Raw genomic sequence first — 20,373 nt, forward strand, 5'->3', positions numbered from 1 at the left:
CTTCCTACACAATATTCGCTAATTCTCACAAGGCGAAATACGAAAATCCTATCGCCCCGGTCGAAAATCCCCTACTCCTCGCTGCGCCCGCGGAAACCACGGCCCAGCAGGTACTGCTCGCGGGAGCGGTCGCGCGATGATTTCGGCTTGCGCGTCGTGACCTTCTCGAACTGCTTGCGCACGCTCTTGTGGTACTCGTCGAAACCTTCACCCTGGAAGATCTTGATCAGGAAATCACCACCCGGCTTCAGTACCCGAGTCGCCAGATCCAGTGCCAACTCGCACAGGAACATCGATCTCGGCATATCAACAGAGGCCAGTCCACTCATATTGGGGGCCATATCGGAAATCACAAGGTCTACTTCTTTATTTCCGACCGCCTCGAGGATCTGCGCCAGCACGGCGTCCTCGGTAAAGTCGCCCTGAATGAAGGTCACATCAGGGATGCTGTCCATTTCAAGGATGTCGGAAGCGATCAATGTACCTTGCCCACCAATCAGACGACTGGTCACCTGGGACCAGCCACCAGGGGCCGCGCCCAGGTCGATCACGCTCATGCCCGGGCGGATCAAACGATCCCTTTCCTGGATCTCCAGCAACTTGTAGCTGGCACGGGAACGATACCCGTCTTTTTGCGCCATTTTGACGAATGGGTCGTTGAAATGCTCTTGCAGCCACTTAAGGCTTGTCTTGGAACGGGCCACGGGCCACCTCGAAAATAAAACGGGTCGTGATTAACTGGGCGGTCCCGGACTCGCTCGGGTAAACTGGCCGCCGCTTTTTACAAGATCAGACGCAGGGGTCAGATTATGCCGCTCACTCAAGAGCAGAAGAAACAGTACAAATCCATTGGCCACCATCTGAAACCAGTTTTGATTGTGGCTGACAACGGTTTGACTGAAGGTGTGTTAGCCGAACTTGAACGCGCGCTGGCGGATCACGAGCTGATCAAAATCAAGCTCAACATCCTCGATCGCGAGTCGCGCCTGGCGAACATTGCAGAACTGTGCAAGGTCGGCAAAGCGGACCTGGTTCAGGTCATCGGCAAGATGGCACTGATTTACCGCAAGAACTTTAGCGTCAACAAGCAGCTGTCGAACGTTCATCGCTTCAAGTGATGGCAAGGGTCAAGGGTGTGCTTCGCGCACCCTGCCACTCCATCCCGGCACCGGCTGCAATACCAGCACCAACCCGGAAAACCCCAGAACCAGATAGCTGAACACCTGCCAACGCACCGCCCCCGGCCAGCCGAAGCGCACCGCGAAGTACATCGCACACGCATACAGCGCCATCATCAGCAGTTGCCCGCGAATATCGCGCCATAGACTGGCAAGGCCCTCGGCCTGAACCAGCACCAAAGCCTGAAAAATCACACACACTGCGGCGAATCCCACCATCAGTGTATTCAGCATGTCCACAATTTCGTCGATCAGCAGCGGCGCCAGGCCGATATGACCCAGCACCGGCAGCAGACCGATATGCAACAGCCACAGGCCGCCCACCCATAACATCTGGGTCAGCTGCCAAAGCATGGCGCCCGCATGCAGCGGGCGCCTTCTTTCAGAGGTGACGAACTTCGACAATCTCATACTCGATAACGCCACCCGGCGTTTTCACGGCGACCACATCACCCTCTTCCTTGGCAATCAAGGCGCGAGCCAGTGGCGAACCCACCGAAATCTTGCCGAGTTTGAAGTCAGCCTCATCCTCACCCACGATGTGGTAAGTGACGCGATCATCCGTCTCGACATTGGCGATTTCAACGGTGGTGCCGAAAATCACTTTGCCGGTGTGAGGAATGGTCGTGACATCGATGATGACCTGGTTCTGAATCCGGCCTTCGATGTCACGAATCCGCGCCTCGACCATCCCCTGCTGCTCGCGGGCAGCGTGGTATTCGGCGTTTTCCTTCAAGTCACCCAGTTCGCGGGCCGTGCCGATGTCCTGGCTGAGCTTCGGACGGACGACCTTGGTCAGGTGAGCGTGTTCTTCTTCCAGGGCTTTGGCGCCCTGGACGGTCATTGGGTATTTGATCATGCCTTCAATCCTGCGTGTAGATCCTGCAAGCGGCGCACGGTCTTCTCGGGACCGAACTTAAGCGCTTCGCAGATAGCTTCGCCAGCAGCAATGGTAGTGGTGCAGTAGATCTTGTGCTGCAAGGCATTACGACGAATGGAGTACGAATCCGCGATCGACTGACGGCCTTCGGTGGTGTTGATGATCAAGGTGACTTCGTCGTTCTTGATCATGTCGACCACGTGCGGACGACCCTCGGTCACCTTGTTCACACGGCGCACTTTCAGGCCTGCGGCTTCGATCAGCCTGGCAGTACCGGCAGTGGCGACCACGTCGAAGCCCAAGTTGATCAGGTCACGGGCCACGCCTGCAACCAGTGGCTTGTCGTCGTCACGTACGCTGATGAACGCGGTACCGCCGGTCGGCAGCACTTCGCTGGCACCCATCTGGGCCTTGGCGAATGCTTCACCGAAGGTGTCGCCCACGCCCATCACTTCACCGGTGGACTTCATCTCTGGGCCCAGGATCGGGTCCACACCCGGGAATTTGGCGAATGGGAACACCGCCTCTTTCACGCTGTAGAAGTTCGGAATGATTTCCTTGGTGAAGCCGATTTCCTTCAGGGTTTTACCAGCCATCACGCGAGCGGCGATCATGGCCAGGGAAACACCGATGCACTTGGACACGAACGGTACGGTCCGGGAAGCGCGCGGGTTGACTTCGATGACGTAGATGTCTTCGCCTTGCAACGCCAACTGTACGTTCATCAGGCCGACCACACCCAGCTCCAGGGCCATTTTCTTGACCTGTTCGCGCATTTCGTCCTGGATGTGCGCAGGCAGCGAGTACGGCGGCAGGGAGCAGGCGGAGTCACCGGAGTGAACGCCGGCCTGCTCGATGTGCTGCATGATCGCGCCGATCACCACGTCGGTGCCGTCGCAGACCGCATCCACGTCCATTTCGATGGCGCAGTTGAGGAAGTGGTCCAGCAGCACCGGGCTGTCGTTGGACACTTTCACCGCATCACGCAGGTAGCGCTTGAGTTCTTCTTCTTCGTAGACGATTTCCATCGCACGGCCGCCCAGTACGTAGGACGGGCGAACCACCAGCGGGTAGCCGATCTTGCTGGCAGCGCGAATCGCTTCGTCTTCGCTACGCACGGTGGCGTTTGGCGGCTGACGCAGGTTCAGGCGCTCGACCATCTGCTGGAAGCGCTCACGGTCTTCGGCACGGTCGATGGCGTCAGGGCTGGTGCCGATGATCGGCACGCCGGCTTCTTCCAGGGCGCGAGCCAGTTTCAGCGGGGTCTGGCCGCCGTACTGGACGATCACGCCTTTTGGTTTTTCGACGCGGCAGATTTCCAGCACGTCTTCCAGGGTCACTGGTTCGAAGTACAGGCGATCGGAGGTGTCGTAGTCGGTGGAAACGGTTTCCGGGTTGCAGTTGACCATGATGGTCTCGTAACCGTCTTCGCGCAGGGCCAGTGCCGCGTGTACGCAGCAGTAGTCGAACTCGATGCCCTGGCCGATACGGTTCGGACCGCCGCCGAGGATCATGATCTTGTCGCGGCCCGACGGCGCGGCTTCGCACTCTTCCTCGTAAGTCGAGTACATGTAAGCGGTGTCGGTGGCGAACTCGGCCGCGCAGGTGTCAACGCGCTTGTAGACCGGATACACGTCGAGCTTGTGACGGTGGCGACGCAGGCTCTTCTCGGTCACGCCCAGCAGCTTGGCCAGACGCATGTCGGAGAAGCCTTTGCGCTTGAGCTTGAACATCATGTCGCGGTCGATGCTGGACAGACCCAGGGTCTTGACCTTCTCTTCTTCCTTGATCAGATCTTCGATCTGCACCAGGAACCACGGGTCGATCATGTTCATGCCGAAAATGTCTTCGACCGACAGGCCGGCGCGGAAGGCGTCAGCTACGTACCAGATGCGCTCGGCACCCGGCACGGTCAGTTCGCGCTTGAGGATGCTCATGCTTTCCGGGTTGCCCAGGTCGAGCTTTTCGTCCAGGCCGCAAACGCCCACTTCCAGGCCGCGCAGGGCTTTCTGCAGGGATTCCTGGAAGGTCCGGCCGATGGCCATGACTTCACCGACCGACTTCATTTGCGTGGTCAGGCGCGCGTCGGCTTTCGGGAATTTCTCGAAGGCAAAACGTGGCAGCTTGGTAACGACGTAGTCGATCGACGGCTCGAAGGATGCAGGAGTAGCGCCGCCGGTGATTTCGTTTTGCAGTTCGTCCAGGGTGTAGCCGATCGCCAGCTTGGCAGCGATACGCGCAATCGGGAAACCAGTGGCTTTCGAGGCCAGTGCCGAAGAGCGGGATACACGCGGGTTCATCTCGATCACGACCATACGGCCAGTGTCCGGGCAGATGCCGAACTGAACGTTGGAGCCGCCGGTTTCCACGCCGATCTCACGCAGTACCGCCAACGAGGCGTTACGCATGATCTGGTATTCCTTGTCCGTCAGGGTTTGTGCCGGAGCAACGGTGATCGAGTCACCGGTGTGCACGCCCATCGGGTCAAAGTTTTCGATCGAGCAGACGATGATGCAGTTGTCCTTCTTATCGCGGACAACCTCCATCTCGTACTCTTTCCAGCCGATCAGCGATTCGTCGATCAGCAGCTCTTTGGTCGGCGACAAATCCAGACCGCGAGCGCAGATTTCTTCGAACTCTTCACGGTTGTAAGCGATACCGCCACCCGTGCCGCCCATGGTGAAGGACGGACGGATGATGCACGGGAAACCGAGCTTTTCGAGGACCGCGTTGGCCTCTTCCATGCTGTGGGCGATGCCCGAACGCGGGCAGTCCAGGCCGATGGATTTCATCGCCTTGTCGAAGCGCGAACGGTCTTCAGCCTTGTCGATGGTGTCGGCGTTGGCGCCGATCATCTCTACGCCGAACTTCTCCAGAACGCCTTCGCGCTCCAGGTCCAGTGCGCAGTTCAGGGCGGTCTGGCCGCCCATGGTCGGCAGCAGCGCGTCCGGACGCTCTTTCTCGATGATCTTGGCAACGGTCTGCCACTTGATCGGCTCGATGTACGTGGCGTCAGCCATGTCCGGGTCGGTCATGATGGTCGCTGGGTTGGAGTTCACCAGGATGACGCGGTAGCCCTCCTCGCGCAGGGCTTTACAGGCCTGGGCGCCGGAGTAGTCGAATTCGCAGGCCTGGCCGATCACGATCGGGCCAGCGCCGAGAATCAGGATGCTTTTAATGTCTGTACGTTTTGGCATGGTTGTCACTCAAATCCGCAGGTCAGTCGGCAAGCCGTCTTGTTCAATCTGTGAAGACTTGAGGGGGTCGCCGGTGTCGGGACCGCCCTCAAGCTTTGCTGCATCAAGGCGAGCGATCAGCGTCGCTTGGCCATTTCGTTGATGAAGCGATCGAACAATGGCGCTACGTCGTTCGGGCCAGGGCTGGCTTCAGGGTGACCCTGGAAGCTGAAGGCGCTCTTGTCGGTAAGCTCGATGCCTTGCAGGGTGCCGTCGAACAACGATTTGTGGATCGCGCGGACGTTGCCTGGCAGGGTGGTCTCATCTACCGCGAAGCCGTGGTTCTGACTGGTGATCATCACCACACCGCTGTCCATGTCCTGGACCGGGTGGTTGGCGCCGTGGTGGCCGTGACCCATTTTCAAGGTCTTGGCGCCGGCGGCCAGGGCCAGCAGCTGGTGACCGAGGCAGATACCGAACACCGGGATGTCGGTTTCCAGCACGTCCTTGATCGCCTGGATCGCGTAGTCGCAAGGCTCGGGGTCACCCGGGCCGTTGGACAGGAACACGCCATCCGGATTGAGCGCCAACGCGTCGGCCGCAGGCGTTTGCGCCGGCACCACGGTCACGCGGCAACCGCGCGCAACCAGCATGCGCAGGATGTTCAGCTTGACGCCGTAGTCGTAGGCAAGCACGTGATACGGCAGCTCGGAGGCGTCGATGGTCGCATGGCTGTCGGTTTTCAGATCCCAGACAGTCGAGCGCCATTCGTATTGCTCTTTGGTGCTGACGACTTTCGCCAGGTCCATGCCTTTCAGGCCAGGGAAGCCTTGCGCGGCGGCGATGGCCGCTTCTTCGGAGATGTTGTCACCGGCCATGATGCAGCCGTTCTGCGCGCCTTTCTCACGCAGGATGCGCGTCAGGCGGCGGGTGTCGATACCGGCGATTGCCACCACATTGTTGGCTTTCAGGTAGTCGGACAGCGACAGCTTGTTACGCCAGTTGCTCGCAACCAGCGGCAGGTCACGAATGACCAGGCCAGCGGACCAGACGCGATCGGACTCGGCGTCTTCCGGCGTGGTGCCGGTGTTGCCGACGTGCGGGTAAGTCAGGGTAACGATCTGTTGGGCGTAGGAAGGATCGGTAAGGATTTCCTGATAGCCGGTCATGGCGGTGTTGAACACCACCTCACCAACGGTTTGACCGTCGGCTCCAATGGCTTCGCCGCGAAAAATGCTGCCATCAGCAAGGGCGAGTATGGCTGGCTTAGTCAAGAAGACCTCCCGTAAATAAAGCCTGAAAGGGCGATCGCAGGTTGTAAAAAAGCGGAGTGACGTATGGACACGTCACCCCGCTTCTTCACCGAATAATTCTGCGCGCTTTTAGTGGACACACTAAAGCTGTAGCTTACAGAAAAAGGCATTTTTGGTCTACCGCCAATGAGCCCTAAAGGCCGGAGAATGCGACAGGACGTCGCTTGGCGGGATAAAACCGGGCCCAAACGCTGAGTCTGGACCCGATTTCGGGCGCATCTTAGCGCAGGTCGAGCACGTCTTGCATGTCGTAAAGACCTGGCTCACGCTTGTCCAGCCACAAAGCCGCACGAACCGCCCCCTTGGCGAAGGTCATGCGACTGGAAGCCTTGTGCGTGATCTCGACACGCTCACCGTCGGCGGCGAACAACACAGTGTGATCACCGACAATGTCACCGGCACGCACCGTGGCGAAGCCGATGGTTTCGCGAGCACGGGCACCGGTCTGACCTTCACGACCGTAAACCGCCACCTTCTTCAAGTCACGACCCAACGCATCGGCAATCACCTCGCCCATGCGTACGGCAGTCCCCGACGGCGCATCGACTTTATGCCGGTGGTGAGCTTCGGTGATTTCGATATCGACGTCATCCCCCAACACACGAGCGGCGGTGTCGAGCAGCTTCAGGCACAGATTGACGCCGACACTGAAGTTGGCGGCGAAGACGATAGGAATATCCTTGCCCGCCTCGGCCAGCAACCGCTTCTCTTCCACGCTGAAGCCGGTGGTACCGATGATCATCGACTTACCGTGCTTGCGGCAAAATGCGAGGTTCTTCAGGGTCACCGTCGGGTGGGTGAAGTCGATCAGCACATCAAACTCGTCGACCACCCGATCCAGATCACCGGACAGTGGCACGCCGATACGACCCAGCGCAGCCAGCTCGCCGGCATCCGCGCCGACCAGCGAGCTGTCAGGGCGATCGATCGCCGCCGTCAGACCGGCGCCCGGCGTTTGCTGCACAGCCTCGATCAAGGTTTTGCCCATGCGCCCCGCGGCGCCCATCACTGCAATACGTCGCATGCCTGTCTCCTTACAAATCGCCGAAGAAACGCTTCACACCTTCGAACCAACCGGTGGTTTTCGGCGAATGACTGTTATCGTCCGCCAGCGAGCTACGGAATTCTTCCAGTAATTCGCGCTGGCGACGACCCAGGTTGACCGGGGTTTCGACCGCCACGCGACACATCAGGTCACCGGCACCGCCACCACGCACTGGCGCGACGCCTTTGCCGCGGACACGGAACTGCTTGCCGGTCTGAGTCCCCTCAGGGATCTTCAGCTTGACCCGACCATCGAGGGTCGGAATCTCCAGCTCGCCACCCAGCGCCGCGTCGACAAAGCTGATCGGCACTTCGCAGAACAGGTGTTTGCCGTCACGCTGGAAGATGGCGTGCTCGCGCACATTGATCACCACGTACAGGTCGCCGGTCGGGCCACCCTGGGCGCCCGCCTCGCCTTCTCCGGACAGGCGAATGCGGTCACCGGTATCGACGCCGGCCGGCACTTTCACCGAGAGCGTCTTGTACTCTTCGACACGGCCTTCGCCGTGACAGGAATCGCACGGATCGGAAATGATCTTGCCCTGGCCATGGCAGCGCGGGCAGGTCTGCTGCACCGAGAAGAAGCCCTGCTGCATGCGGACCTGGCCGATACCGCCACAGGTCGGGCAAGTGACAGGCGAAGAGCCTTTCTTGGCACCCGAGCCGTCGCACGGCTTGCAGTTGACCAGTGTCGGAACGCGGATATTCACGGTAGTACCGCGTACCGCTTCTTCCAGGTTCAGCTCCAGGGTGTAGCGCAGGTCGCTGCCGCGCTGAGCGCCGCCACGGGCACCGCCGCGACCGCCACCGAAGAAGTCGCTGAAGACATCACCAAAGATGTCGGAGAAGTTCTGACCGCCAAACCCGGCACCGCCGCCGCCCATGCTTGGGTCGACACCGGCATGGCCGTACTGGTCGTACGCCGCGCGCTTGCTGGAATCGGACAGCACTTCGTAGGCCTCGTTGGCCTCCTTGAACATCTCTTCCGACGCTTTGTCATCGGGATTACGGTCCGGGTGGTGCTTCATCGCCAGGCGACGGTAGGCCTTTTTCAGGTCCGCTTCGCTTGAGCCGCGCTCAACACCCAATACTTCGTAATAGTCACGCTTTGCCATAATTCTTTGCACTCTTAAGGACGTTCGGCAAACCCCTCCTGAGCCTCGCCAAACTCGTTGAGCCCCAATACAGGCCCGGACCCAACTCACGTCAATTCAACGATCCTGGTCTTTGATTCAATGCGGCACTTTCGGCTCGAAAAGCAGGAGCATTTCCGGCCATACCGCCAGCACCCGAGCGTTGTCGCATGCTGTAAAAATTCGTTAACTCCAGACACGCCAACGCGGGAGCAAGCTCCCGCGCGGCGACATCCTACCAGTCACCGCCTGAAGGCAGTCAACCGGGCGACCAACAACTTACTTGTGGTCTTTGACTTCTTCGAACTCAGCGTCCACGACGTCGTCGGCTTTTTGAGCTTTTTCGTCGTTCGGTGCAGCGCCTTCAGCAGGCTGAGCCTGTTCGGCGTACATTTTCTGAGCCACTGGCGCGGAGACTTTGGACAGCTCTTCAACCTTGGCGTCGATAGCAGCCTTGTCGTCGCCTTTGATGGCGGCTTCCAGGGCAACTACTGCAGCTTCGATTGCAGTCTTCTCTTCAGCGGTCACTTTGTCGCCGGCATCAGCGACCATTTTGCGCGTCGAGTGAACCAGGGCGTCGCCCTGGTTGCGGGCGCTGGCCAGCTCTTCGAACTTGCGGTCTTCCTCAGCGTTCACTTCAGCATCACGAACCATCTGCTGAATTTCGTCCTCGGACAGACCGGAGTTGGCCTTGATCACGATCGACTGAGTCTTGCCGGTGGCCTTGTCTTTCGCGCCGACGTGCAGGATGCCGTTGGCGTCGATGTCGAAGGTCACTTCGATTTGTGGCACGCCACGTGGTGCCGGTGGAATCTCGGCCAGGTCGAACTTGCCCAGGGACTTGTTCTGGGCGGCTTGCTTGCGCTCGCCTTGCAGCACGTGAATGGTCACTGCACCCTGGTTGTCGTCGGCTGTCGAGAACACTTGCGATTTCTTGGTAGGAATCGTGGTGTTTTTCTCGATCAGCGCGGTCATCACGCCACCCATGGTTTCGATACCCAGGGTCAGCGGGCTGACGTCGAGCAGCAGAACGTCTTTCACGTCGCCGGCCAATACCGCGCCCTGGATAGCAGCACCCATGGCAACGGCTTCGTCAGGGTTGACGTCTTTACGTGCTTCTTTACCGAAGAAATCGGTGACCAGCTTCTGAACCAGTGGCATACGGGTCTGACCGCCGACCAGGATCACGTCGTTGATCGCGCCAATGTCGATACCGGCGTCTTTCATCGCAATGCGGCAAGGTTCGATGGTGCGTTGAACCAGGTCTTCAACCAGCGCTTCCAGCTTGGAACGCGAGATCTTCACGTTCAAGTGCTTTGGACCGGTTGCGTCTGCGGTGATGTACGGCAGGTTCACGTCGGTCGACTGGCTCGAGGACAGTTCGATCTTGGCTTTTTCAGCAGCTTCTTTCAGGCGCTGCATCGCCAGCGGATCACCTTTGAGGTTCATGCCGCTTTCTTTCTTGAATTCGTCGACGAGGTAGTCGATCAGACGAATGTCAAAGTCTTCACCGCCCAGGAAAGTGTCGCCGTTGGTGGCCAATACTTCGAACTGGTGCTCGCCATCGACTTCAGCGATTTCGATCACGGAAACGTCGAAAGTACCGCCGCCCAGGTCATAAACGATCACGGTGTGATCGCCTTTGGCCTTGTCCATACCGTAAGCCAGCGCAGCTGCGGTCGGTTCGTTGATGATACGTTTAACGTCCAGGCCCGCGATGCGGCCGGCGTCCTTGGTGGCTTGACGCTGGCTGTCGTTGAAGTAGGCCGGAACGGTGATCACCGCTTCAGTCACTGGCTCGCCGAGGTAGTCTTCGGCGGTCTTCTTCATCTTCTTCAGAATTTCAGCCGAGATTTGTGGCGGTGCCATTTTCTGGCCGTTCACTTCAACCCAGGCGTCGCTGTTGTCAGCCTTGACGATCTTGTAAGGGACCATCTGGATGTCTTTCTGCACGACTTCTTCGTCGAAACGACGACCGATCAAACGCTTCACCGCGTACAGGGTGTTGTGCGGATTGGTCACTGCCTGACGCTTGGCGGACTGGCCAACCAGGATTTCGCCGTCGTTGGCATATGCAACGATCGAAGGGGTGGTACGCGCGCCTTCGGCGTTTTCGATGACTTTGGCTTTGCCGTTTTCAAGAATGGAGACGCAGGAGTTGGTAGTCCCCAGGTCGATACCGATAATTTTGCCCATGTTCACTCTCCCGAAACTTTGGATTTGGATGCCGCAGCAGTGGTGGCTAACTGCGGTAGCACTTAAACGCTTGACTTCTAAATGGGGGCCTTGCGACTAATTTCAAGCCTGCTCGTCAATAGAAGGCGCAACTGGCGCGCTGGCCTTGCTGACCACGACCATGGCCGGGCGCAGCAGGCGACCATTGAGCTGGTAACCCTTCTGGAACACCTTGAGCACGCTGTTCGGCTCGACGTCGGCGCTTTCCTGCATGGCCATTGCCTGATGCTGCGAGGCATTGAAGGGCTCGCCTTCAGGATCGATCACTTCCAGCTGATAACGCTTCAGGGTGTCCTGGAACATTTTCAGGGTCAGTTCGATCCCTTCGCGCATCGGACGAATGTTTTCGTCGTCAGGGCTGGACAACTCCAGGCCACGCTCGAGGCTGTCGATGATCGGCAGCAGGTCACCGGCGAATTTCTCCAGTGCGAACTTGTGAGCCTTCTCTACATCCTGCTCGGCGCGACGGCGGACGTTCTGCAGATCAGCTGCTACACGCAAAGCCTGATCATGAGCGCCAGCCAATTGCTCTTCGAGCACTTGTACACGAGCCGCCAGCTCATCACCCTCCTGGGCAGCTTGATCGGCGTCTAGATTTTGCGTATCCACTGTCTGTTCGTCAGCCATAGATTTCTCCTTTCAATATCGTCCGCGAGCTCAACTCGCGCTTCTGTCCCGGTATATGGGGCCGCAAAATCGAGCTTCAAGGGCCGCTTGTTGATTAACCCTACAAAAAACAGCTGCATTGTCATTCCCGGGCGCACTAAGGATTTCGTCGGATCAAGCAAATCGAGCTAAAGAGGGGCATTGTCAGCCAGAATCAAAACACTGTATAAATAACCAGACCTAATGCCTGGGAGCGGCCTTTATGCTGGTGCACCTGTCCGTACACAACTACGCCATCGTTGAACATCTCGATCTCGAACTCGATCGCGGGATGAGTGTGATCACAGGAGAAACCGGCGCCGGCAAGTCGATCATGCTCGACGCCCTGGGCCTGACCCTGGGTGATCGCGCCGACAGCGGCGTGGTCCGCCCCGGTGCCGACAAGGCCGACATCCTGGCCACCTTCGACCTGGTCGACATCCCGGAAGCCAGCGCCTGGCTGGCCGAACGCGACCTGGAGAGCGACGGCCCGTGCATCCTGCGCCGGGTAATCACCGCCGAAGGGCGCTCGCGCGGCTACATCAACGGCACCCCCTGCCCGCTTGGCGACCTCAAGGCCCTGGGCGAGTTGCTGATCGATATCCACAGCCAGCACGAACACCAGTCCCTGCTCAAGACCGACACCCACCGCCGCCTGCTCGACGAGTACGCCGGCGCGACGGACCTTGCCCGCCAGGTGCAACTGGCCGCCCAACGCTGGCGCCAGACCCGCCAGGAACTGGATCGTCTGTCCAACTCCGGGGATGAGCAGCGCGCCCGCCATCAGCTGCTCAGTTATCAACTCGACGAACTGGAAAACCTCGGCCTCGGTGAAAACGAGCTGGAGCAGCTCGAGCTGGAGCATAAGAACCTGACCAACGCCGAAACGCTGCTGAGCATCTGCCGGCAAGTGGTCGAACAATGCAGCGAAAGTGATTCAGGCAATGTCCTGAACGCACTCACCGCCAGCCTCAACCGCCTGTCGAGCGTGAACAACTCGATCGGTGCCCTGGGCGAAGCCAGCAGCCTGCTGACCAGTGCGCAGATCCAGGTCGAGGAAGCCGTGGGCGAACTTAACCGCTTCCTTGATAATTTCGACGCCGACCCGGCGCGTCTTCAGTACCTGGAAGAACGTCTCGACGCGATTTACACCATGGCGCGCAAACATCGCATTCAACCGACCGAGGTCGCGGATCTGCAACAGCGCCTGCTGGATGAAATCGAATCCCTGAATGCCAACGACGAATCCATCGAACGACTGAGCGATGAGCTGGCGTCCTACGCCCGTCATTATCAGGAGAAAGCCCGGGAACTGAGCGACCTGCGCCATCAAGCCTCAAGTAGTCTGGCAAGCGCCGTGGAGCAGGAAATCCAGCGACTGGGCATGCCGGGGGGGCGCTTCACCATCGAACTGCGCCCCAACAGCAGCGATGAATTGCTGCCCAATGGTCTCGAACAGGTAGAACTGCTGGTGAGCGCCAACCCGGGGCAACCGCTTAAAGCCCTGGCAAAAGTGGCCTCCGGTGGCGAGCTGTCACGAATCAGCCTGGCGATTCAGGTCATCACCGCGCAAACCTCGCGCGTACCGACCCTGGTCTTCGACGAAGTGGACGTGGGTATTGGCGGCCCGACTGCCGAAATTGTCGGCCAATTGCTGCGTCGTCTCGGCGCACGCGGGCAGGTACTGACAGTGACCCACTTGCCGCAGGTAGCGGCGCAAGGTCATCAGCATCTATTTGTGCACAAGGTGCGTGGCGAGGACGCGACCCGCACGGCGGTCTCCAAGCTGAACAAGAATGATCGTGTCGAAGAAGTTGCGCGAATGCTGGGCGGCATCGATCTGACCAAGGAATCCTTGGCTCACGCGAAAAAAATGGTCGTAACCGCAAAGATTTAACAACGGCAGACAGCACGAAGGCGACACTGGGGTCGCCTTCGTTCGTTTCGCGAACCTCAAGTTCGCGCGACATGCTTACTTTTTCTTACGCACGTACAGTACAAGGTTGTGATCAACCATCTCGAAGCCATACTTGTCGACGATTGCCTTCTGCAGCCGCTCGATTTCTTCATCGAAGAATTCGATCACTTCACTGGTCTCGACGTTGACCATATGGTCGTGATGCTTGCCGTCATCCAGCTCGAAGACCGCATGGCCTCCGTCGAAGTTGTGCCGCACCACAAGGCCAGCTGCCTCGAACTGGGTCAGGACACGGTAAACCGTGGCCAGACCGACGTCCTCACCAGCTTCCATCAGTGCCTTGTAGACGTCCTCGGCACTCATGTGGCGTTGCTCGGCGGAATCGAGCATTTGCAGAATTTTGACCCGTGGAAGGGTCACTTTGAGGCCGGCTTTGCGTAGTTCGCTATTTTCAACCATGGTCAGCTTTCTCGCGATGCTGCTTCGCAGCTTCTCTTAATGCGGGTATGATCGGCGTTTACGTTGTCCCAGCCAAGATAGTGGAAGTCGCCCACCGATGCAAAACACCAAGCTCTTGCTAACCAGTTTCACCTTTGTGGGACTGCTCGCACTCGCCGGTTGTTCATTCCCCGGGGTTTACAAAATCGACATCCAGCAGGGCAATGTCGTCACGCAGGACATGATAGACCAGTTACGCCCGGGAATGACCCGTCGGCAAGTACGGTTTATCATGGGCAACCCTCTGTTGACTGACACGTTCCATGCCGATCGCTGGGATTATCTGTATAGCCTGCAACCCGGTGGCGGTGAACGCCAACAGGAACGCATTAGCGTTATCTTCAACCCAAATGACCAACTTGTCAGCCTCTCCGGTGATTTCATGCCGGGCGTGAGCCGCGACGAAGCGATTCTTGGCAAGGACAGCGGCACCAGCGTGACCGCACCTGCAGAAAATGCCGAGAAGCCGAAACCGGAAAAACCGGTCAAGCCAGGTTCGTTGCTGGATCAGATCCAGAAGGACGTCGACGGCGTAGAAACCGTTCCGGTCCCGACTCCAGAACCTCTGGAAACCTCGCCACAATAATGTGCGAGACCATAAAAAACCCGGCATGTCCGGGTTTTTTATGGCCTGGCATTTATCCGCGTCACTGATTCCGCACCTTGGCCTCGGCCGCCTTGGCGGCGCGCAGCCGACGAACTTCTTTCGGATCAGCCAGCAGCGGCCGGTAAATTTCGATGCGATCCCCCGCCTGAACCACACGACTGTCCGGATCGATGACCACCTTTGCGAAGATCCCCACAGGACAATTGGCCAGATCCAGCTCCGCAAACGCCTGGCCGATACCCGACTTCTGCAAGGCCGCTCGCACTGTCGTCCCAGCAGGCACTGCCACAGTGAGCAGTACCTGACGATCAACGGCGGCATACACCACCTCGACCTCGATCATGGCCTCAACCATGCATCTGCCTGGCCCGCTGGCAGAACGCATCCACCAGCGTATTGGCCGCCTGATTGAACAACGGCCCCAAGGTGGCGCGAATGATCGTCCCGGCGTAATCGAACGACAGATCCAGGCTGATCTTGCACGCCTTCTCGCCCAGCGGCTTGAACACCCACACGCCGTGCAGCTGATTGAACGGACCTTTTTCAAGGTTCATTTCGATCGACTGTCCAGGCACCAGGGTATTGCGCGTCACGAAATGCTGACTGAGCCCGCCCTTGGCTACGCCCACACTGGCGCGCATGTGCTCGGGGGAGCTTTCAAGAACTTCGGCCGACGAGCACCACGGCAGGAATTCCGGATAACGCGCCACGTCGTTGACCAGGTCATACAGTGCTTGCGCGGGGTACGGCAGCAGGGCCGAACGTTGAATATGTGTCGTCATGTCAGCGTCACTTCCACAGCTGGGCGGCAAACACTACAAGAATGCCGATGGGCGCCACATAGCGCATCAAGAACAGGGACAGGGCGAACAACATCGGGCTGCGGATCGACAACTCGTCGCGTACCGTTTCCCGACCCATCACCCATCCCGCAAACACCACGAAACATAATCCACCAAGTGGCAACATGATTCGCGAGGTGAAGAAATCGATCACACCGAAGAAGTCCAGGCCACCGGCCGCACCCCATTGATAGAGATGGAACATCCCGCCTTCGTTCACGAAAAACTTGGCTTGCTTCCAGATGTTGAAGGAAAAGACCGTGCCCAGACCGACAAACCAGCAGATGAAGGCCAGCCAGAAAGTCACCCAGGCACGACTGACCCTGGTGCGTTCAACCAGGTAAGCCACCATCGGTTCAAGCAGGGAAATCGCCGAACTCCAGGCGGCAATCGCCACCAGTACGAAGAACACTACGCCCATCAACTGGCCGAAGGCTACGTTGCCAAAGGCAAATGGCAGGCTGACGAACATCAGGCCCGGGCCTTCGCTCGGGTTCAGGCCCGCAGCGAACACAATCGGAAACAATGCCAGGCCAGCAACCAGGGAAACGAACGTATCCAGCAGCGCCACGCCGACGATGGTGCCGGAAATCGACGAATCCTTCGGCATATAGGCGCCATAGATCATGATCGAACCAACGCCCACGCTCAGGGAAAAGAAGGCGTGCCCCATGGCCGGCAGCAAGCCGTCAAGGACTTTTTCCGGGTGGAAGTCGAACATGAAATGCACGCCCTCCATGAAATGGCCAGTGGTCATGCTGTAGCCCAGCAACACCAGAATCATCACGAACAGCAGCGGCATCATGATGCGCAGGCTGCGCTCAAGGCCGGCCACCACGCCCTTGGCGATCACGATGGCGGACAGCAGCATGAAAATCGTGTGCCAAAGTGTCAGGCGCCATGGATCGGCGATCACATTGCCGAAATACGCGCCAACCTGGTCTGCCGTCACCCCCTGAAAATCACCGCGCCCCATGTCGATGATGTAATCCAGCGACCAGCCGCCGACAACACTATAGAACGACAGGATCAGCAGCGCCGTGATCATCCCGGCGAACGCTCCCCAGGACCACTTCGCCGAATGCCCCGCCTCCAGCGCCAACACCTTCAAGGCATTGGCCGGGCTCTGCCGGGCGCGACGGCCGATCAGGGTTTCCGCCAGCATGACCGGCACACCGATCAGCGCGATACAGGCCAGGAACATCAGCACGAAGGCGCCGCCGCCGTAGACGCCGACCATGTACGGGAATTTCCAGATACTACCCAGGCCCACGGCCGAACCGGTCGCGGCGAGTATGAAGACCCAGCGGCTAGCCCAACTGCCGTGGACAGAAACCTTGTCTGTCGACATCGTTATCACGCCCAAGCGTTCAAAAAAGAGGCCGCATTGTCCGGGATTCAATCAACCTGCTCAAGCACGTAGCGATACCGTAGCCGACTCGCTTGTAACTCCCTATAATGCCGCCCCTATGGCTAAACAGAAGAAACACCCAACAGGGACCATCGCGCAAAATAAAAAGGCGCGACACGATTACTTCATCGAGCACAAGTTCGAGGCTGGTCTGGTCCTGGCCGGCTGGGAAGTAAAAAGTCTGCGGGCAAGCAAGCTGCAACTGGTTGACAGTTATGTGCTGCTCAAGGATGGCGAAGCCTGGCTGCTCGGCAGCCACATTACGCCGCTGATGACCGCCAGCACCCACGTCATCGCTGATCCGACCCGCACCCGAAAATTGCTGCTCAACCGACGCGAGCTGGAAAAGCTGGCCTCTGCCGTGCAGCAAAAGGGTTACGCCTGCGTGTGCCTGTCCTGGTACTGGAGCAAGCACATGGTCAAGTGCGAGATCGCGCTGGGCAAGGGCAAGAAGGAATACGACAAGCGTGATACCGAACGCGAACGCGACGCCGGTCGCGAGTTGCAGCGTGCGGTGCGCAACAAGGGCAAGGAAGATTAATTTTCTTTCTGCTTGAGACCACCATCGCGAGCAAGCTCGCTCCCACATTTGTTTTGTGTCGTTCACAAACCCACTGTGGGAGCGAGCTTGCTCGCGATGGCGATCGTACAAATCACCACAAAACCCACTGACTACATCCCCTTGCGTCGCTCCGCCCGGGCAACGCGCTGCACTTCCTGACGCACTTCCTCCAGCACTTCCTGCACATACAAAATGTGTCGACTGGAGACTTCCCGCGCCTGCTCCGCCCTGCCTTCGATAATCGCCAGGTACAACTCCCGATGCTGTGAAATCAGCATGTCTCGGGTTTCGGTGCGTTGCTTGTACATCCCGCCGATGTTGGTCACCACATTGCGCTTGAGCAGATCGAACAGCCCACGAATCGTGTGCAGCAACACCGCGTTGTGACTGGCTTCAGCGATCGCCAGGTGGAATTTCGCATCCGCTGCGCCCTCTTCCGCACGGCTCACCTCATCGTGGCGCGTGTAGCAGTCCTGCAATTCGTTGAACGCCGTGGTCAGCCGTTCGCGATCGACATCCGTGGCACGCAACGCCGCGTAATAGGCACAGGACGCTTCCAGGGTGTGACGAAATTCCAGCAGGTCGCGCTGGGCTTCAGGGTTGCTTTCCAGCAGAAGCAGCAGCGGATCGCTGAACGTCGACCCCAGCGACTCCACCACATAGTTGCCGCCCCCCTGGCGACTGACCAGCAAGCCCTTGGCCGCCAGTTTCTGGATCGCCTCGCGCAACGAAGGGCGTGACACACCAAACTGCTCGGCCAACGTACGTTCGGCCGGCAGACGCTCGCCCGCCTTCAGCGTGCCCTCGAGGATCATCCCCTCGAGCCGCTCGACAATATCGTCAGACAAACGGCGCTGACGTATCTGATCAAACCCCATAACTCACTTCTCCACGATCCCGGCAGCTCGCCGGGCCTTCTATTCTGGCCGATCGGCGCTGAGCCGGCACCCAGGCAGATTGCATTGGCTCGACCGCATCAGATGACCTGCGCACCGCGTATTCGACAAAAGTTGCAGGGCGGCAAATTGACACGCCGCCCATAAGGCTTTTACCCTAGCCAACAGCGATTGTAAATTGGTATTACCAATTAACCAAGCACGCTGACCAGTGCCTGACCAACAACAATTAGGGGCCACCCCATATGCAAACCTGGCAACAGCTCTATAGTCCGCTCGGCAGTCTCGGCCTTTCCGCGCTCGCGGCCGTCATCCCCATCGTATTTTTCTTCCTCGCCTTGGCCGTGTTCCGCCTCAAAGGCCATGTGGCCGGCAGCATCACACTGGCCCTGTCCATTGCGGTGGCCATCTTCGCTTTCCAGATGCCTGTCGACATGGCGTTCGCTGCTGCCGGCTACGGGTTCGCCTATGGCCTGTGGCCCATTGCCTGGATCATCGTCGCGGCGGTCTTCCTCTACAAACTGACGGTCAAGAGCGGGCAGTTCGAAGTGATCCGCAGCTCGGTGCTGTCGATCACTGACGACCAGCGCCTGCAAGTACTCCTGATTGGATTCTGCTTTGGTGCGTTCCTGGAAGGTGCCGCCGGTTTCGGTGCGCCGGTGGCGATTACCGCCGCACTGTTGGTAGGACTGGGCTTTAACCCGTTGTACGCCGCAGGCCTGTGCCTGATCGCCAATACCGCACCGGTAGCCTTCGGCGCCCTGGGGATCCCGATCATCGTTGCCGGGCAAGTGACCGGCATCGACGCGTTCAAGATCGGCGCCATGACCGGCCGGCAATTGCCGCTGCTGTCGCTGTTCGTGCCGTTCTGGTTGGTGTTCATGATGGACGGCCTGCGCGGCGTGCGGGAAACCTGGCCGGCAGCGCTGGTGGCGGGCCTGAGCTTTGCCATCACCCAGTACTTCACCTCGAATTTCATTGGCCCGGAACTGCCGGACATCACCTCGGCCCTGGCCAGCCTGATTTCCCTGACCCTGTTCCTGAAAGTCTGGCAGCCCAAACGTGCCGCTGGCCAACATATCGTCGGCGCCGTCTCGGCTTCCGTTGTGACCGCCAGCGCCGGCGGCTTCGGTCAGCCGCGCAGCACCGTGGCGTCGCCCTACAGCTTCGGTGAAATTCTCAAGGCCTGGTCGCCGTTCCTGATCCTCACCGTGCTGGTCACGATCTGGACCCTGAAACCGTTCAAGGCGATGTTCGCTGCCGGCGGTTCGATGTACAGCTGGGTGTTCAACTTCGCGATCCCGCACCTGGATCAGATGGTGATCAAGGTCGCACCGATCGTCACCGCCCCGACGGCCCTGCCTGCCGTGTTCAAGCTGGACCCGATTTCCGCGACCGGTACGGCGATTTTCTTCTCCGCGCTGATCTCGATGCTGGTGCTGAATATCAACCTAAGAACTGGTCTTACCACTTTAAAAGAGACCTTCTACGAGCTGCGCTGGCCGATTCTGTCCATCGGCATGGTGCTGGCGTTTGCCTTCGTCACCAACTACTCGGGCATGTCGTCGACCATGGCCCTGGTACTGGCAGGCACCGGGGCGGCATTCCCGTTCTTCTCGCCGTTCCTCGGCTGGCTGGGCGTGTTCCTGACCGGTTCCGATACCTCGTCCAACGCGCTGTTCAGTTCGTTGCAGGCGACCACCGCGCATCAGATCGGCGTCAGCGACACCCTGCTGGTGGCGGCGAACACCAGCGGCGGCGTGACCGGCAAGATGATCTCGCCACAATCGATCGCCGTGGCCTGCGCCGCGACCGGCCTGGTGGGCAAGGAATCGGATCTGTTCCGCTTCACCCTCAAGCACAGCCTGTTCTTTGCAACGATCGTCGGCCTGATCACCTACGCCCAGGCCTACTGGTTCACCGGCATGCTGGTGCACTAAGAACGATAAGAAAAACCGACGCCGGATCACGATTGCGGCGTCAGCTATTCACCACCCGGTCTGCAAGGCTGCTGAAAGCTTCCCTCTCTATATTC

General features: G+C 59.0%; 19 protein-coding genes. 5 read left to right on the forward strand and 14 right to left on the reverse strand.

Translation table 11 applies throughout. The annotated features are described in order from the left end of the window. Positions 1-71: 71 nt before the first annotated feature. Complete coding sequence (gene rlmE / locus ACA067_RS28385; protein ID WP_201114939.1) at positions 72-704, reverse strand: 23S rRNA (uridine(2552)-2'-O)-methyltransferase RlmE; 633 nt, start codon at positions 702-704, stop codon at positions 72-74. A 105-nt stretch (positions 705-809) separates the two neighbouring features. Between rlmE and ACA067_RS28390 the strand changes: the two genes are divergently transcribed. Further along, positions 810-1,118, forward strand: a complete 309-nt coding sequence (locus tag ACA067_RS28390) for a YhbY family RNA-binding protein (RefSeq protein ID WP_008057408.1) — start codon at positions 810-812, stop codon at positions 1,116-1,118. Between the two features lie 9 nt (positions 1,119-1,127). On the opposite strand, the gene ACA067_RS28395 is transcribed toward ACA067_RS28390, so the two are convergent. The 8 genes from ACA067_RS28395 to grpE all read right to left on the reverse strand — a co-directional run bounded on the left by ACA067_RS28395 (position 1,128) and on the right by grpE (position 11,586). Beyond that, a complete protein-coding gene (locus ACA067_RS28395) occupies positions 1,128-1,532 on the reverse strand; it encodes an MFS transporter (RefSeq protein ID WP_497459493.1) in 405 nt (134 codons plus the stop codon). 28 nt (positions 1,533-1,560) lie between these two features. Beyond that, positions 1,561-2,037 carry a transcription elongation factor GreA gene (gene greA / locus ACA067_RS28400; protein WP_497459494.1) on the reverse strand — a complete coding sequence of 159 codons (477 nt, stop codon included), beginning with the start codon at positions 2,035-2,037 and terminating at the stop codon, positions 1,561-1,563. Beyond that, positions 2,034-5,255 carry a carbamoyl-phosphate synthase large subunit gene (gene carB / locus ACA067_RS28405; protein WP_497459495.1) on the reverse strand — a complete coding sequence of 1,074 codons (3,222 nt, stop codon included), beginning with the start codon at positions 5,253-5,255 and terminating at the stop codon, positions 2,034-2,036. The genes greA and carB overlap by 4 nt, the downstream gene beginning before the upstream one ends. 116 nt (positions 5,256-5,371) lie before the next feature. Beyond that, positions 5,372-6,508: a glutamine-hydrolyzing carbamoyl-phosphate synthase small subunit gene (carA, locus tag ACA067_RS28410; protein ID WP_497459496.1), complete on the reverse strand. Its 1,137-nt coding sequence runs from the start codon at positions 6,506-6,508 to the stop codon at positions 5,372-5,374. A 259-nt stretch (positions 6,509-6,767) separates the two neighbouring features. Next, positions 6,768-7,571, reverse strand: coding sequence for a 4-hydroxy-tetrahydrodipicolinate reductase (gene dapB, locus ACA067_RS28415; RefSeq protein ID WP_497459497.1), 804 nt, complete (start codon positions 7,569-7,571; stop codon positions 6,768-6,770). A 10-nt stretch (positions 7,572-7,581) separates the two neighbouring features. After that, positions 7,582-8,706 (reverse strand): molecular chaperone DnaJ, encoded by a 1,125-nt coding sequence (gene dnaJ, locus ACA067_RS28420; protein WP_123405133.1) that lies wholly within the window; start codon positions 8,704-8,706, stop codon positions 7,582-7,584. 297 nt (positions 8,707-9,003) lie between these two features. Then, positions 9,004-10,920 carry a molecular chaperone DnaK gene (gene dnaK, locus ACA067_RS28425; protein ID WP_497459498.1) on the reverse strand — a complete coding sequence of 639 codons (1,917 nt, stop codon included), beginning with the start codon at positions 10,918-10,920 and terminating at the stop codon, positions 9,004-9,006. 102 nt (positions 10,921-11,022) lie between these two features. Next, the gene (grpE, locus tag ACA067_RS28430; protein WP_064679798.1) at positions 11,023-11,586 is read right to left on the reverse strand and encodes a nucleotide exchange factor GrpE; all 564 of its coding nucleotides are present in this window, start codon (positions 11,584-11,586) and stop codon (positions 11,023-11,025) included. A 241-nt stretch (positions 11,587-11,827) separates the two neighbouring features. Here grpE and recN point away from each other — a divergent pair, with 241 nt between their 5' ends. Then, positions 11,828-13,501 carry a DNA repair protein RecN gene (gene recN, locus ACA067_RS28435; RefSeq protein ID WP_497459499.1) on the forward strand — a complete coding sequence of 558 codons (1,674 nt, stop codon included), beginning with the start codon at positions 11,828-11,830 and terminating at the stop codon, positions 13,499-13,501. Between the two features lie 75 nt (positions 13,502-13,576). Here the strand turns inward: recN and fur are convergent, their stop codons facing one another. Next, a complete protein-coding gene (gene fur, locus ACA067_RS28440; protein WP_003197684.1) occupies positions 13,577-13,981 on the reverse strand; it encodes a ferric iron uptake transcriptional regulator in 405 nt (134 codons plus the stop codon). 97 nt (positions 13,982-14,078) lie between these two features. Between fur and ACA067_RS28445 the strand changes: the two genes are divergently transcribed. Next, positions 14,079-14,606, forward strand: coding sequence for an outer membrane protein assembly factor BamE (locus ACA067_RS28445; protein WP_462021066.1), 528 nt, complete (start codon positions 14,079-14,081; stop codon positions 14,604-14,606). 61 nt (positions 14,607-14,667) lie between these two features. Here the strand turns inward: ACA067_RS28445 and ACA067_RS28450 are convergent, their stop codons facing one another. Genes ACA067_RS28450 through ACA067_RS28460 form a run of 3 tightly spaced genes read right to left on the reverse strand, consistent with a single transcriptional unit; the run spans position 14,668 to position 16,820 of the window. Next, positions 14,668-14,982, reverse strand: a complete 315-nt coding sequence (locus tag ACA067_RS28450) for an RnfH family protein (protein WP_497459500.1) — start codon at positions 14,980-14,982, stop codon at positions 14,668-14,670. Beyond that, positions 14,975-15,409, reverse strand: coding sequence for a type II toxin-antitoxin system RatA family toxin (locus ACA067_RS28455; protein ID WP_497459501.1), 435 nt, complete (start codon positions 15,407-15,409; stop codon positions 14,975-14,977). The genes ACA067_RS28450 and ACA067_RS28455 overlap by 8 nt, the downstream gene beginning before the upstream one ends. A 7-nt stretch (positions 15,410-15,416) precedes the next feature. After that, positions 15,417-16,820, reverse strand: coding sequence for a sodium-dependent transporter (locus ACA067_RS28460; protein ID WP_497459502.1), 1,404 nt, complete (start codon positions 16,818-16,820; stop codon positions 15,417-15,419). A gap of 118 nt (positions 16,821-16,938) precedes the next feature. Between ACA067_RS28460 and smpB the strand changes: the two genes are divergently transcribed. Continuing rightward, on the forward strand, positions 16,939-17,421 hold the full coding sequence (gene smpB / locus ACA067_RS28465; protein ID WP_123405120.1) for an SsrA-binding protein SmpB: 483 nt from the start codon (positions 16,939-16,941) through the stop codon (positions 17,419-17,421). 131 nt (positions 17,422-17,552) lie between these two features. Here the strand turns inward: smpB and ACA067_RS28470 are convergent, their stop codons facing one another. Then, positions 17,553-18,320, reverse strand: coding sequence for a GntR family transcriptional regulator (locus ACA067_RS28470; RefSeq protein WP_497459503.1), 768 nt, complete (start codon positions 18,318-18,320; stop codon positions 17,553-17,555). Positions 18,321-18,583: 263 nt separating this feature from the next. On the opposite strand from ACA067_RS28470, the gene ACA067_RS28475 reads away from it, so the two are divergent. Beyond that, the gene (locus ACA067_RS28475; RefSeq protein WP_497459504.1) at positions 18,584-20,278 is read left to right on the forward strand and encodes a lactate permease LctP family transporter; all 1,695 of its coding nucleotides are present in this window, start codon (positions 18,584-18,586) and stop codon (positions 20,276-20,278) included. Positions 20,279-20,373 lie beyond the last annotated feature (95 nt).

Source organism: Pseudomonas sp. LBUM1674 (assembly GCF_059695635.1).